General features: G+C 32.7%; 17 protein-coding genes. 6 read left to right on the forward strand and 11 right to left on the reverse strand.

Annotation, left to right across the window (positions count from 1 at the left end; translation table 11 throughout):
• Window positions 1-9: 9 nt before the first annotated feature.
• Both PYW35_RS10940 and PYW35_RS10945 read right to left on the reverse strand, forming a co-directional pair.
• Window positions 10-447 (reverse strand): GNAT family N-acetyltransferase, encoded by a 438-nt coding sequence (locus tag PYW35_RS10940; RefSeq protein ID WP_103323014.1) that lies wholly within the window; start codon window positions 445-447, stop codon window positions 10-12.
• A gap of 12 nt (window positions 448-459) precedes the next feature.
• Window positions 460-1,212: a sulfite exporter TauE/SafE family protein gene (locus tag PYW35_RS10945; protein WP_050997840.1), complete on the reverse strand. Its 753-nt coding sequence runs from the start codon at window positions 1,210-1,212 to the stop codon at window positions 460-462.
• Window positions 1,213-1,355: 143 nt separating this feature from the next.
• Here PYW35_RS10945 and PYW35_RS10950 point away from each other — a divergent pair, with 143 nt between their 5' ends.
• Entirely contained in the window at window positions 1,356-2,039 is a 684-nt protein-coding gene (locus PYW35_RS10950; protein WP_103323064.1) for a DUF1129 family protein, read from the forward strand.
• Window positions 2,040-2,676: 637 nt separating this feature from the next.
• Here PYW35_RS10950 and PYW35_RS10955 read toward each other — a convergent pair.
• The 6 genes from PYW35_RS10955 to PYW35_RS10980 all read right to left on the reverse strand — a co-directional run bounded on the left by PYW35_RS10955 (window position 2,677) and on the right by PYW35_RS10980 (window position 6,895).
• A complete protein-coding gene (locus PYW35_RS10955) occupies window positions 2,677-3,018 on the reverse strand; it encodes a hypothetical protein (protein WP_142381067.1) in 342 nt (113 codons plus the stop codon).
• A gap of 236 nt (window positions 3,019-3,254) precedes the next feature.
• Entirely contained in the window at window positions 3,255-3,782 is a 528-nt protein-coding gene (locus tag PYW35_RS10960; RefSeq protein ID WP_016912963.1) for a GNAT family N-acetyltransferase, read from the reverse strand.
• A 111-nt stretch (window positions 3,783-3,893) separates the two neighbouring features.
• Entirely contained in the window at window positions 3,894-4,598 is a 705-nt protein-coding gene (locus tag PYW35_RS10965) for an amino acid ABC transporter permease (protein WP_239102435.1), read from the reverse strand.
• A gap of 5 nt (window positions 4,599-4,603) precedes the next feature.
• Complete coding sequence (locus tag PYW35_RS10970) at window positions 4,604-5,299, reverse strand: amino acid ABC transporter permease (protein WP_103323046.1); 696 nt, start codon at window positions 5,297-5,299, stop codon at window positions 4,604-4,606.
• Between the two features lie 11 nt (window positions 5,300-5,310).
• Window positions 5,311-6,138, reverse strand: a complete 828-nt coding sequence (locus PYW35_RS10975) for a transporter substrate-binding domain-containing protein (protein WP_103323047.1) — start codon at window positions 6,136-6,138, stop codon at window positions 5,311-5,313.
• A gap of 10 nt (window positions 6,139-6,148) precedes the next feature.
• Window positions 6,149-6,895, reverse strand: coding sequence for an amino acid ABC transporter ATP-binding protein (locus PYW35_RS10980; RefSeq protein WP_103323048.1), 747 nt, complete (start codon window positions 6,893-6,895; stop codon window positions 6,149-6,151).
• Between the two features lie 189 nt (window positions 6,896-7,084).
• Here PYW35_RS10980 and PYW35_RS10985 point away from each other — a divergent pair, with 189 nt between their 5' ends.
• The 3 genes from PYW35_RS10985 to nfsA all read left to right on the forward strand — a co-directional run bounded on the left by PYW35_RS10985 (window position 7,085) and on the right by nfsA (window position 10,272).
• The gene (locus PYW35_RS10985) at window positions 7,085-8,368 is read left to right on the forward strand and encodes a homocysteine synthase (protein WP_103323049.1); all 1,284 of its coding nucleotides are present in this window, start codon (window positions 7,085-7,087) and stop codon (window positions 8,366-8,368) included.
• Between the two features lie 392 nt (window positions 8,369-8,760).
• Window positions 8,761-9,123 (forward strand): helix-turn-helix domain-containing protein, encoded by a 363-nt coding sequence (locus PYW35_RS10990; RefSeq protein WP_182475355.1) that lies wholly within the window; start codon window positions 8,761-8,763, stop codon window positions 9,121-9,123.
• Window positions 9,124-9,516: 393 nt separating this feature from the next.
• On the forward strand, window positions 9,517-10,272 hold the full coding sequence (gene nfsA, locus PYW35_RS10995) for an oxygen-insensitive NADPH nitroreductase (protein ID WP_103323051.1): 756 nt from the start codon (window positions 9,517-9,519) through the stop codon (window positions 10,270-10,272).
• A 113-nt stretch (window positions 10,273-10,385) separates the two neighbouring features.
• Here the strand turns inward: nfsA and PYW35_RS11000 are convergent, their stop codons facing one another.
• Entirely contained in the window at window positions 10,386-11,063 is a 678-nt protein-coding gene (locus PYW35_RS11000; protein WP_016913200.1) for an ABC transporter ATP-binding protein, read from the reverse strand.
• 2 nt (window positions 11,064-11,065) lie between these two features.
• Window positions 11,066-12,118: an ABC transporter permease gene (locus PYW35_RS11005; RefSeq protein WP_103323052.1), complete on the reverse strand. Its 1,053-nt coding sequence runs from the start codon at window positions 12,116-12,118 to the stop codon at window positions 11,066-11,068.
• Window positions 12,119-12,526: 408 nt separating this feature from the next.
• On the opposite strand from PYW35_RS11005, the gene PYW35_RS11010 reads away from it, so the two are divergent.
• Window positions 12,527-12,943, forward strand: a complete 417-nt coding sequence (locus tag PYW35_RS11010; protein ID WP_103323053.1) for an OsmC family protein — start codon at window positions 12,527-12,529, stop codon at window positions 12,941-12,943.
• Between the two features lie 39 nt (window positions 12,944-12,982).
• Here the strand turns inward: PYW35_RS11010 and PYW35_RS11015 are convergent, their stop codons facing one another.
• Entirely contained in the window at window positions 12,983-13,882 is a 900-nt protein-coding gene (locus PYW35_RS11015; RefSeq protein ID WP_103323054.1) for a DNA-3-methyladenine glycosylase family protein, read from the reverse strand.
• Window positions 13,883-14,020: 138 nt separating this feature from the next.
• On the opposite strand from PYW35_RS11015, the gene PYW35_RS11020 reads away from it, so the two are divergent.
• Complete coding sequence (locus tag PYW35_RS11020; RefSeq protein WP_103323055.1) at window positions 14,021-14,920, forward strand: ABC transporter substrate-binding protein; 900 nt, start codon at window positions 14,021-14,023, stop codon at window positions 14,918-14,920.
• Window positions 14,921-15,086 lie beyond the last annotated feature (166 nt).

The following is a 15,086-nucleotide window of genomic DNA, read 5'->3' on the forward strand; positions in this document are numbered from 1 at the left end:
CTCTTCTATTTAAAATAACTTTTTACGCATAATAATTTTTTCAACTTCATAGTCCATCGATTCATTAATATGAATCATATTTTTATTGTGAGCATGGACAGTTGAAACTATGGTATATGCACCCATTTGTTGTGCCCACATTTCTATCTCTTGCTTTAATTTTTTAGCGATACCTTTCTTTCTATTACTTTCAATGACAAGAAGATTATAAATTTTAACTTCTTTATCCTTATCATCAAATTTAGCCCATATAAAACCAACACAATCACCTTGCATAAAAGCACCAATTAATACACTTTTCTCATGTTCAAGTGAACGCTTGATAGCCTCATATTCTAGCGTTATAGCCAGTTTCATACTTTGTTTTTCATCTTTAAAAGATTCAGCAGCCATTTGGCTTACTTTATAAATATTCGCATCATCTTTTATACATTTCGTTTCAAACATTATTCTACCCACCTAATTATTATCGATTAATAATTTAATTGCCAAAATAAATATAATGATAAACATAATGATTTTTAATTTCTTTTCAGGTAACGAAACCGTCAAACGACCGCCAATAAAACCACCTAAACCTGAACCTAGTGCCAAACTAATTGCAAATGGCCAATTAACATAACCTTGAAAAATAAATACAAAAGTGGATAAAGATAAGTAAATCGTTATTACCAAAGTCTTCATGCACTGAACTTCGGCATAATTTAATTTAGGTATAATTAAATTTAAAGCGATAATAAATAAAAAACCTACAGCAGCTTGAACTACACCACCGTATATACCTAGCGCTAGAAATACAATTATTAGAAGAACTATTCTAAAAGTAGATAGTTTTTCAGTTTGTTTACTAGCATCTTTCCATCTTGTTGGAACAATCATAACGATTAAAACGAGAAGCATAATAATACCTAACATGCGGTTGAAAATAGCATCTGGGAGATTAATTGCATAATGCACACCAATAAAAGATCCAATAATAGCAGGTATACTCAACATAAGACTTAACTTCACATTGCGCATTCCTTTTATGTAAAATACATATAACCCTATTACGTTTTGAACTAATATGGCAACCCTATTCGAAGCGTTCGCAACTGTAGTAGGTAATCCAAAAAATATGAGTAATGGTAGCACAATTAAAGATCCACCAGCCGAAACAATGTTAATCGTTCCAGCAAAAATACCTACTAAAAATACAATAAATAATGTCATGATCTCCAAGAGTTCACCACCTGTCATATTTAATAATATCGGAAAATTAATCATCTGTAAAAAGGATGAACCTCAAATTAGTAATGTTTTATTATAAAATACTTGTTAAAATGAATTTAATGAACAAAGAAAGGATAACGCTGATGAAAAAATCAACACGCGACCTTATAATTGAGAACAATGTAAAACGTTTAAGACTGAATAGTCACGACAGAGAAGTCTACGAAAATTACATAACATACGTACGCGCCAACTTAAGTATTAACGAATATGATTCAGAAAAAATGTTACTAAACATTTTGAACCATTTACTAAGCGCAGAAAAAGATGGCATGCATGCAATGGAGTTCTTTGATCATAACCCAAAACAACATGCAGATAACTTAATCAAAAACATGCCTAACCGCACATTCCAAAATATCTTTAAATTTATAGGATTACATATATTAATATTGTTAGGCATATTTTCATTTATAAGAGGATTTACAGGATTCTTTACCCAAATAGAATACACCTATCTATATACATTTCTCATAACATTTATAACAGGCTTTACGATGATATTTATTTTTATATGGATGATATTCAAAGTAGTACAAATAAGGATATACAGCGAATCTAATTGGACGACACTCATAACAAACATTTTAATATGTGGAGTGCTCGTACTAACGATATTAGCCTTTTATTTACCAGGATTCTATTTACAACTAGGACCTAAAATTCATATATTCAATTGGGCTTATATTATAATTTCATTCATACTCACACCATTAGGACTGTATATAGACCATCATCGAAAAATAGATCAACCCGATACAAGGTAGTATTTCAGGCTTTATAGCCAAAAAAATCTTACGATTTTGAAAGTGCATGCTTGCCTGGGGGTATGGTTCGAGCCTGTAGTCTCTCACTCATACTATTCCCCCGGGCGTCAGCACTTTACAAAATCGTGGAGGATAATCCAAGCGAAATTAGGGTTACAGTGTTCAATGAGCTCTTCTGATAAAGCGCACCAAGACTCAGAAGATATCGTGCGACTCCGGTAAATTCTAAAATACATAAATTGTTTTAGCTTTAATGGCTACCAGTATAAGAAAAAGAGCGTAAATTCCTATTTATTTAAGGATTTACGCTCTTTCACGTTAATCTAGTATGTTAATGTCCCAGTCATCTTTTTGCTATTTATCATGTGGACCGCGACTTGATAAATTCAATGGCTCTATTTATCATGTGGACACTGACTTGATAAATTCCACAGCTCTATTTATCATGTGAGCCATGACTTGATAAATTCAACGGCTCTATTTATCATGTGGAGCCTGACTTGATAAATTCAACAGCTCTATTTATCATGTAGAACCTGACTTGATAAATTCAATGGCTCTATTTATCATGTGGGCACTGACTTGATAAATTCTGGGTAAATCAAACGAAGACACTATGTATTTCAGACCGATCATTTTATAACACTAATATTCCTATAAAAAGAATCACAAAGAGTACAAATGTTTCTATATTAATAAATATAACATTGGGCTTGATGCCTTTTCTTTGTTTGCTTACATAATATATTAAAATGTTCATATAATAAATAACTAATAATCCCCATAATAAAGTAATTGTTCCCATGATATAATTTTGATTTTGAACGAACAATAATCCTAAGCTCAATAACCAAATTGATTTCATTATATTACTCATTATTTCTAATGGACCTGATACAATTTTAAATATTTTATCCACTATTTCATCATTTAATAATTGTGTGGCATATAAAATATCACAAATTACTTGTAGAAACATAGATAAGCACATTATTAAAATAAATAACAAACCTATTACCAGTGCAAATACATTCAAATATCCATGTAACTTTTCGAAATAAATAATTGGTACCTGGCTAAAACAAATAAAAATTAATACAAACATAAAGTGAATAAGTATAAATTTCTTATTTAAAATGAGTTGCTTTGAAAATATCATTAACCCTATATAAATAATTAGTCCTAACAACACAATCTCCATAACGCTCTAGCTCCTTAAAAGTTTTCATTCACAATTGCATATAAGTAATGATCTTTCCATTCTCCATTGATTCTTACATTTGCTCTGTTTAAGCCTTCTCTTATCATACCTGCTTTTTCTAATACTTTAACCGACCCTATGTTTGTTGGTTGCACGCCTGCTTCAACTCTATGAAATCCTAACTCATTAAATGCAATTTTGATAACTTCTTTTGCTGCGTATGTGGTAATACCTTTGCCATTATATGCTTGGTCTAATGCATACCCCATCATGCAACTTTGGATATTATGTCTTACGACTGCGAACAAATCGATTGTACCGATTATTTTATTTTCTTCAATTTGAACAATAACGTAATGGTACCCGTCATCGTTTTTCATATCTTGTAATTGTTTATCTATATTTTTTCTATAATTATATAGTTGGTAGTCTGCATTTTTACGATCTGCTGCTGAATAGGTTTCAAATAGCGTTCTATTTCTAATATCCAAATCTAAAAGTTCGTTTGCATCTTGTATTTTGACTGGTCGAATTTCAATCATGGTGCACCCCCGATTAATATTTATAATCTTAGTATACACATCCAGAGAAAAAACCTATAAAAAAAGGCATTTATTATAATTTCAACTTAATTATAATAAATACCTCGATTTTTATGTTTGATATAAGTATTTCCCAACTCTTGATTCCATTTTCCCGAAGATCCATTCGAATACAAGAGCCATCATCCAGTAAATTGCGCTAGCGATGATGTACACTTCTACAAATCTGTAACCATCATTTGCTATAATTTGACTAATTGCTAATATTTCAGTTACTTGTACAACAAATGCGATTGCTGTACCTTTTATTAAAGCTATAAATTGATTACCTAAATTTGGTATAGCGTATCCTATAGCTTGTGGGATCACAATTCTCGTCAAGATATGTCGTCTTTTTAGTCCAACGGTAACAGCCGCTTCTATTTGTGATTCGTCTACACTTTTCAATCCACTGCGCATGACTTCTGTTAAGTACGCTGCTGAATGCAAAGTAAATACGAAGAGTACAATCATTAATGGATGAGCACCATCAGGATCTAAATTCGTCTGCAAAACGTTATTAAGCCATTCTATGATGATCGGCGTCCCATAATAAAAAGCGAATAACTGAACAATGAGCGGTGTTGATCTAAAGAATGAAACAAATACGACGATAAGTTGATTGATAACAGGTAGTTTTCTTTTTCGAATTAGAGCAAATATGGTTCCTATAACTAATCCGAAGACCATACTGATTACCGCGATTAATAATGTTGTTGGAACACCTTTTAAAATATCCCCAACGTGTTCATACATAAAAGGAAAATCTATAGCCACATTGCTCACCTCGTTTGTTCAGTTTGATAGGGTATATTATACTTTTTCTCTAAAAGCATAACGGTAAATTCTACGATGATACAAATAATCCAATAAATCATACATATCGCCACATATACTGGAAACATGCCTAACCCGTAATTATTTCCTATAATTAAATTAACTTGTCCCATCATGTCTATTAGTCCAATAGTAAATGCGAGTGACGTATCTTTAATTAATTCAATCACTTGATTACCAATGTTTGGCAAACTATTTCTAAATCCTTGTGGAATGATAATGCGCGTTAAAATGACTCTATCACTTAAACCAACTGTTTTACCCGCTTCTATTTGTCCTTTATCAACTGAATTATATCCTGCTCTCATTACTTCAGATAAGTATGAACCAGTGTGCAGTGTAAAGGTCAGTATGACGAAAAATAAACGACTAAAATGATTGATATCAATATAAATCCATTGCAAGACAATAGGCAATGCAAAATACACTAAAAACAATTGCAAAATAAGCGGTGTACTTCTTACAAACGAAACATACAATTTCACAAATTGACTTAATATCGGTACTTCTTTTATTCTTATAACCGCCAAAATAAGTCCTAGTACTAAAGCTAATAGAAGGGAAATAATCGTGATAAATAATGTAATAGGTAGTTTATCTAAAATTTGCATAAACAAATCTGGCCATGTTGTCGTCCCCATATTTCTCCTCCTTATAAGCGATCTTTAATATCATTCAATGAATCTTTGTCATCAAACACATTAAAGCTAAACCATTTTTTCGATAACTGCTCAAGCGAGCCATCTTCTTTTAATTCTTTTGTTGCTTTATCAATATCTTTTTGTAATCGCGTATTTTTCTTGTTATATAGAACGTGAATGGACTCTTTTGAAACAACGCCACCTACTTTAACATCCGCATTTAATTCTTTTTGAATCGCTTGATAAGTTGTTAAATTCAAGAACATCGCGTCTCTACGTTTTGATTCAATCATTTTAAAGTTTTCACCATTAGATACTTTATGAATTTCATCAATATCTATCGGTTGTTTATGCGACTTATTATATCCAGTAAGAATTGAATACAATCCACCACTCGGCGCCATTGGTGTCAGCCTTTTGTTATGTAAATCATCTAATGATTCAATATCATGAGTGTCGTTATGTACGATAAGCGTCGTTAAAGAATATACATAAGGTTCTTTTTGATATAAAAACTTCTGTTCTCGTTCTGGTGTTTTGAAGAACCAATTGATACCCATATCAAATTTGCCTACACCGATACCTACCACGTTAGACTCTTCCTCACCAAATTCATATTGAAAATCATATTGTGGTAACTTCTTTTCAAGCATTTTCATATAATCCATATCGTATCCAATAGGATTATTATCGCTATCTGTATATAAAAATGGCGGATTAACTTCCGCTGACAATGCCACTTTAATTACTTTTTTATGATCATTTTCTTTCGTAATGGGTCCGCAACCAGATAATGAAATGATTAACAAACTTACAATTAAGAATTTAATATACCTCATTTCTTACCTCCTACGACCCAACAGTTGATGTTAAACGACTTAAAAATCTTCTTGTACGTTCAGATGAAGGATTATCTATTACAGATTCAGGTGTGCCTCTTTCAATAATTTCTCCATTATCCATAAATAAGACTTGGTCAGATACTTCTTTAGCAAACTGAATTTCATGTGTCACAATGACCATCGTTCTACCTTCACTGGCAATCTCTTGAATAATATTTAACACACCTTGAACTGATTCAGGATCTAATGCTGAAGTCGGCTCATCTAATAAAAGCACTTCCGGTTCGATACTTAATGCTCTAACGATACCTACACGTTGTTGCTGACCGCCAGACAATTGTACTGGATAAGCATCTGCTTTATCTTCCAGTGAAACTTTCTCTAAATATTTCATAGCTTTCGCATTCGCTTCTTTTTTATTCATACCTTGCCCATATATCAAACCTTCAGTGATATTTTCTAAAATGGTACGATTTTTAAAAAGATTATAATGTTGAAATACCATTGCTGATTGACTTCTTAAACGCGTGATATCTTGTTTATTAAAATTCTCAATATTAAACAGCCTATTTCCTAACTCAATGACACCTTTATAAGGTGTTTCAAGCATATTCAAACTTCTTAATAAAGTGGTTTTCCCTGAACCGCTCGGCCCTATAATCGTTGTAACGGTCCCCGTTTCTTGTTCAAAACTAATACCTTTCAAAATCTCATTAGTATCGAACCTATGATGCAATCCTTCAACATTAATCAACCCATTCACTCCCGAACAAAATATTAAGTTGAATTTATCACAACTATTCATATAAGTAAAGTCGGTTTTGATTTAAAATCCTATATTCTCGCTTTTCACAAAATTTTCTTATCTTTTTACTCGGATTAGATTGAATTTTAAAAATTGTCTGACTATAATGGCATATATAACTTAAGGAGGTTTTTATTTATGACACAAGAAAATTGGAATAAAGAAACACTCGCAATTCACGGTGGTCAAGTGCCTGATCCAGTTACTGGTTCAACAGCAGTTCCCATCCACCAAACGACTTCTTTCACATTTAAATCTACAGAACATGCTAAAAACTTATTTGCTTTAGCAGAAGATGGAAATATATATTCTCGAATTATGAACCCAACTAATGATGTTTTTGAAAAGCGTATCGCATTATTAGAGGATGGCTTGGCAGCTTTAAGTGTCGGTAGTGGCCAAGCTGCTATTACTTTAAGCATTTTAAACATAGCGGAAAATGGTTCCGAAGTTGTCGCATCGACTAATTTATATGGTGGTACATATAATTTATTTGCCGTTACATTAAAGAAATTTGGTATTAAAGTACATTTTGTAGACCCAGATGATCCAGCGAATTTTGAGGCAGCAATAAATGAAAATACTAAACTGATCTTCGCTGAAACAATCGGTAATCCACGTATAGATGTATTGGATATCGAAGCTGTCGCTGAAGTTGCGCACAAAAATGGTATTCCTTTAATAGTCGATAATACATTTGCATCACCTCACCTATTACAACCTATTAAATATGGTGCGGATATCGTTGTACATTCAGCTACTAAATTTATCGGAGGTCACGGAACTTCTATCGGAGGTGTGATTGTAGATAGTGGTAAATTTAATTGGGATAATGGAAAATTCCCAGGATTAGTCGAACCTGACCCAAGTTACAATGGCGTTTCTTACGTAAATGATGTTGGAGCAGCAGCTTATATTACAAAAGCGCGTGTTCAATTGTTGCGTGATATTGGTCCTGCACTATCACCATTCAATGCTCAACAATTCTTAATTGGACTTGAAACATTACATTTAAGAACTGAACGTCATTCAGAAAATGCTCAAAAAGTAGCAGAATTTTTAGAAGCACATGATAAAGTGAGCTGGGTAAATTATCCTGGTCTTAAATCAAATCAATATTATGACCTTGCTCAAAAATACTTACCTAACGGACAAGGTGCAATTCTAACATTTGGTGTTAAAGGTGATTCTGAATCTATTCCAGACTTTGTAGAAGCACTATCACTGTTCTCACTATTAGCGAATGTTGGAGATTCTAAATCACTTGTTATACATCCAGCAAGTACGACTCACCAACAATTATCTGATGAAGAACAAATCGCTTCAGGCGTAACGAAAGATTTAGTACGTCTATCCGTCGGTACAGAATCTAGTGATGATATTATTCAAGACTTAGAACAAGCTTTAAATAAAATTAAATAACTTTCAAAAACATCCGAAGTTAATATAAAACGAGCGCAAATTCTTTAAAAATTAAGAATTTGCGCTTTTTTAAGTTTATCTTTTGAGTCTTCGTGCGTTTTATCCATATTTTACCAAAATCGCACAATATCTTTTGAGTCTTCGTGCGTTTAGCTCGGATTTCACTTGGCTTACCCCTCGTGATTTTATCAAGTCAGTGCTCATATGCTTCTCTTCCAAAATATTCAAAGAAGTTAAAAGAAAATGTAGCTCAAGATTATTTAAATAAAGGTATTTCGCTAGAAGGTTTAGATATTAGATATAACATAAGAAGTAAATCAACTTTACGTCAGTGGATAATTCAGTATACTAAGGGTAAGAAAAATAAATCACATGAACCCGAGGTGTCTATCGTGAATACTAAAAAAACGACATTAGAAGAAAGAATTGAGATTGTAAAATATTGCTTAGATCACAATATAACGTGCAAAGAAGCTTCTGAAAAATTCAATTTAAAATATAGCCAACTTTACAGTTGGATTCAAAAGTATAAAGAACATGGTGAAGATGGTCTTATTGATGGCCGAGGTAAAGGTAAACCACAAAGCATCATGACACCAGAAGAAGAGTTGAATGCGCGTATAAAAGTACTTGAAGAAAGAAATAAATATTTAGAAATGGAAAACGAAGTATTAAAAAAAGAGGAAGAGATAGAGAGGCAGTTGATGAAAGAAAAATCAGGCAAAAAGCATCGTACAAAACGATCAAATCACTAAAAGATACTTATCCTATAGTATGGTTATGCCAAGAACTAGAAATTTCTAGAGCGAGTTATTATAAGTGGATGAATCGAAAGAACCCAAATGATAAGTAGCAAAAAATCTTTATAATCTTTCCTCACGATTTTGTGAAGTGCTGACGCCCGGGGGAATAGTATGAGTGAGAGACTACAGGCTCGAACCATACCCCCAGGCAAGCATGCACTTTCAAAATCGTTAGATTTTAATATATATATATATGTCTTCACTAGGTTATAACCTAATGAAGACATCTTTTATTTTGACACCCACTTCATTGGCATTTGATAGTTGTGAGTCAACTGAACTGAATAATTTTTATTTTTTTGATAACATTTAAGTATCATATGTATCGAAAAGGAGAACAAAACAATGAAACAATCTGTATACGATTTAACACAACAACACCGATCTATACGTCAGTTTAAAGACGAACCACTATCAAAAGAAACTGTACAAAAATTAGTCGAAGCTGGACAAATGGCTTCTACTTCTAGTTATGTACAAGCATACTCCATAATCGGTGTTACTGATCCTGACATTAAACAAGCTTTAAAAGAAGTTTCAGGACAGCAACATGTAGTAGACAATGGCTACTTATTCGTTTATGTAATTGATTATTATAGACATAGCTTAATAAACAATGAAACTAAAGGAAATATGGAAACAAGCTTTGAATCTGCTGAAGGTCTTTTAGTAGGAACGATAGATGTTGCATTAGCAGCACAAAACGTCGCTTTAACAGCTGAAGACATGGGACTTGGTATCGTTTATTTAGGTTCATTACGAAATGATGTTGAGCGCGTAGGAGAAATATTAGGCTTACCAGAGCACGTCTTTCCACTATTCGGAATGGCAGTTGGCGTACCAAGTGACGACGAACAAGGGTCTCCAAAACAACGATTACCATTCGAACACGTCTTTCATGAGAACCAATACAATTCAGACAAAACACAACAATTAGAACAAATTAAACAATACGACAAAGAAATTCAAGATTATTATCAAAAACGCACAAACGGTAAACGCTCAGAATCATGGTCAGAGCAAATCAGAAAAATGATGAGCAAGAAAACAAGACCAGACATATTAGAGAACCTGAACGTTAAAGGCTTTATGAAAAAATAAAGAAAATATAAAAATAGATCGCTTCATTAGGTTATAGCCTAGTGAAGCGATCTTTTTATTTTAAAATTTCACGAAGTCTCAACATGATGTTCATTCCATCAGGTTCTTCGTTTTTATGATATTTTCTCTTCTATTCTACCATCACTTAATTTTATAACTTTATCTGCGAATTCAAATATTCTTTCATCATGTGTAATCATAATGCCTATTGAATTATTTTCTTTCACATTATTTCTAATCATTTTAGCTACTTCAATTGCTCTTTTTGAATCTAAACTTGCAGTTGGTTCGTCTGCTAATATCATTTTTGGGTGGTTCATCCATGCTCTCATTATCGCAACACGTTGTTTTTCCCCACCAGACAATGCGTTTGGATATGCTTTTAATCTATGTGACAAACCTATTTCTGTTAATAGTTTTTCTGCTCTGTCTTTAGCTTCTTTTTTACCCATTCCAGCCATTTGACCGACGTAAGTAAGTTGGTCTGTTACATTTAAATAAGGTATTAAATGTGATGATTGGAAGATGAATCCTATTTGGTTTAGTCTCATATCTGTCAATTTTTTATCTGATAAGTCGACATAGTCTAAATCATCTAATGTTATTTTACCTGAGCTCTTACCTAGAAGTCCGCCAATAATTGACAATAATGTTGATTTACCTGATCCAGATGCCCCGTTTAATACAATGAGTTCACCTTTTTCTGCTGTAAATGTAATATCATTTAACACTTGTGTTTTGGCTTCTTTTTCTCCAAATGATTTTGTAACATGTTCAACAACTAGTCCCATAATTATTCTCCTCCTATAGCTTCTAATGGTTCAATTTTCATAACTTTGATAAGTGATAATACGGCTCCGATTAATGAAACGACGATGAATACTGCAACCATCAATAACATCAAGTTAGTATCTAAGTAGAATGGCATTGATACTGGCATAACGCCTCCTAAAATGAATATGATAGCGATGGCTAATGCGACTCCGATTAATGTAATCATTAAGATTTGTAGCATTAACGAAGCAATCAACGCTTTATTTTTAGTGCCTATTGCTTTTAAAATTCCAAATTGACTTGTTTTTTGAATTGTCATGACGTAGAAGAATGCTGTAATGACAATTGCTGAAATAACGAATAAGAATACGATCATCAAGTTTAATGGCTGTTGTTCTGCATTGTAACTTGGAATGGCATTTAACATATCATCTTGTGAAATGACTTTTACATCATCTAATTTGTTGATTTCATCTTTTTGATTGTCATTCAAGTTGTCGTAAGCAATCACTGAAATATGATTACCTTTTAAATCTTTCATTCCATCTTCATTAACGTATGCCATTGAAGTATGTGAGAACATAATATTGTCAGCGAAGCCAGAGATTTTAAACGTTTGATCTTCATCTGCTAATTTAATATTGTCTCCCACATTAAAACCTTCTGCTTTTAGTTTTTCATTTAACAATACTTCATGATTACTTTTTGGTAAGTGACCTTCTGAAGGTTTAGGCTGAATGTCTTTTGTAAGTTGTGTAAACATTAAATCTGCTTTACCGCTGTCTGTTTCAACTTTCTGCATGGCCGTTTTGATTGTGTCACCTTTAGCCACATTGTTAACATCTTGATTTGTTTGTTTTGTTATATTGGATTGGCTTAAATTATTATCTGCGTCGCTCGCGATAACATATTCACTTTTATTCCATTGTTCAACTCCCGAAACGTTTTCTTTCGCTAACCCTTGTGCTAATGCTGAAATAAATAATACTAGGAATGCTAGTAAGAATAGAATTAAAGTAACAAGCAAGTATTTAAATTTGTAATAAGTAAGTTCTTTAAGTGCTAATTTCATGTTTATCCGTCCCTCTCTCTTAATGTATATCTATATAATAGCGACCTTATATGAACTGAATATGAACAAAATGACATAAAACAAAAAAAGAGAGTTTCGGACATAAATCCCAACTTCAAATAAATCACCCAATCCGTAGGAATCATTTTCGGATTGGGTGATTTTATATTTCTGATTTTGTAAAGTGCATGCTTGCCTGGGGTTATGGCTCGAGCCTGTAGTCTCTCCCACATACTATTCCCCCGGGCGTCAGCACTTTGCAAAATCATTATAGTTTCGGACATTTATGTCCTAGGCTCTTAAAATAAGTTTGTTTTAAGTTGATTGAATGACTAGCCTATTTATTAGTTTACTTCATCTTTAATTGATACAATTAAATCAATTAAAAATAACAAGGAGGTTAACTATATGTTGAAATCTACGTGGCAAGGTAAAAAAACATTTAAAGCTCAATCAAAATTTGGTCATGATATTATCTCTGATGCCCCTATAGAATCTGGAGGAGACGATAATGGCCCTTCTCCCGTTGAATTAATGTTAAGTGGCTTAGCAGGTTGTACTGGAATAGATGTTACGAATCTTATGAAAGAACGTTTAGCCAAAGTTACAAAACTAGAAATCACTGTTGATGATGAAAGAGAAGATACGACTTCTCGTGCAGTTCGTCATGTCACTTTAACATTTGATGTTGAAGGAGAAGTTGACTTAAAAAAATTAAAGCGCTCAATCACATTGAGTGTCGAAAAATATTGTACAGTTGCCCACTCACTAAAAGCGACGATTGAACCTAAACTGATATTTAATGGCCATGAAGAATCGTTATAAACAAAAATAAAGACGTTAACAATATAATCAGTTAACGTCTTATTTCTTTAAGTGTGGTGCTCTCCAAATGTAGAATGTCGCATATGAACTCCACAGTTCCCATCCTTCATTCAGTTTTACCATTTGTTCTTTTGTAGGCTTTTGTTCCAAATTCAAAATGTTTTTCAATGCGTTTTGTAATCCTACATCACCTATAGGAAAAGCATTTTTAATACCTAACGATCTCATCATGACATAATGCGCCGTCCAAGGTCCTATTCCCCTTATGTTTACAAGCGCTTTTTCTACTTCTTTCTCATCTTTCATTTTCAACAACATTTCTTTAGACAACATTTTTGAATGCATTCTTTTAGCGATATCAATTAAATATTCAGCTTTTCTTCTAGAGAATTTCAAATCCATTAATTCTTTCACAGATACTTTAGATATCACATCGACGGTTGGATGGATATAATAATCTTTATTTTCGAATGTTATTTTATCACCGAAATGTTCGACTAACCTCTTTTTAAGTTGATAAGCAAACGTTAAATTAATTTGTTGCCCTATTATTCCCCAGGAAATAGCTTCAAAAAAGTCGGGTATTCTAATTAACCTTAATCCATACAATTCATTTATTAAAGGTCTCAATATCTCATTTTTTCGACCATATTGATAAAATGATGATAAATCTGCAGAAAAATCAAACCATTCTTCAATAAAAGCTACTAATCTTTCTACTTTTTCAGGTGTGACGGAAATGCCATTTAAAATTTCTACTATCAAATAATTTCGATCATAAGAGATACATAACAATAATTTAATATCTTCAATCTTTACTGCACGGTAGATTTTTTGATCCACTACTTCAAACAGCACTTCATTTTCATCTCTTTTAAAATACGCTAAACATTGTTCATAGTCGAATATTTTAGGACACTCAATTCTAATTTCTTCCATCGTATCTCACCTCCATCGTTACTCATATTATGAATGATGATCTTTCAATAAACAAATTAGAAAAATTAAAATTTTAAAATCTTTCCAAAGAAAATACATGTTATAATTGCAAGTAATTATCAATTAGGAGAGAAAAATATGCCAAAAAAATTATTCACATTAATCACTGCATTAATACTTATTTTAGCTGCTTGTGGTAGTAAAGATGATGACTCATCAAAAAGTTCTACACATAAATACAAAACAGACGAAGGAAAAACAATTGAAATTCCAAATAAGCCTAAACGAGTTGTTGTATTAACAGCAAACCAAGGTAACTTCCAAAAGCTTGGTGTTGACCCAGTTGGAACAGATGCAGACTTCCCTAAATCTAAATATGTAGATGATAAAGATGCTAAACGTGTCGGTTCAGAAGACATTGAAGCTGTAACAAAATTAAAACCAGATTTAATCATCACTTATAATGCAAATCCTCAAATCAAAAAATATGAAAAAATCGCACCTACTGTTCCATTCGATCATAGTAAACGTACGTTCAAAGAAGTACACGTAGAAATCGGGAAATTACTAGGTAAAGAAGATAAAGCTAAAGAACAAGTGAAAGAATTAGAAGACTTCATGTCTAAAGAAGGACAAGCTGTAAAAGAAAAAATCGGCAAAGATAGTACAATTTCTATTATGGAAATCGGTCCTAAAGAACTCACTTTAATTGGCAAGAACTTCGGAAGAGGCTCGGAAGTCATCTATCAAGGATTTGGATTTAAGCATCCAGAAGCTTCAGATAAAGATATTCCAAAAGAAGGCTGGTTAACGACTTCATTTGAAAACTTCAGTAAATATACAGGCGACTATTTACTTGTACCAACTGAAGACGGAAAAGCACCAAGTTCTTCTATAATAGACGGTAGCATTTGGAAAAATACAAAAGCTGTAAAAGAAGATCACGTTTACTATTATCCAGTAAATGAATTTATGTATTCAGACCCAATCTCTATCGAAAAACAAACACAATACCTCAAAGATATGCTAACAAAATAATAAATTTGTATGTTCTTGGGACATAAGTACCCATTCTCGAAAATAAAGATCTCAGACTGTCGATAAAGTCACTCAAAGTGAACTTGTTGACAGTCTTTTTTTGCGCACACTTTCCTCGGGGAAGGTCTAAGGCAGTAGACTCTCACGCATACTATTTCTTTGCATT

The organism is Mammaliicoccus vitulinus (assembly GCF_029024305.1).
In the GTDB taxonomy this organism is placed as follows: domain Bacteria; phylum Bacillota; class Bacilli; order Staphylococcales; family Staphylococcaceae; genus Mammaliicoccus; species Mammaliicoccus vitulinus.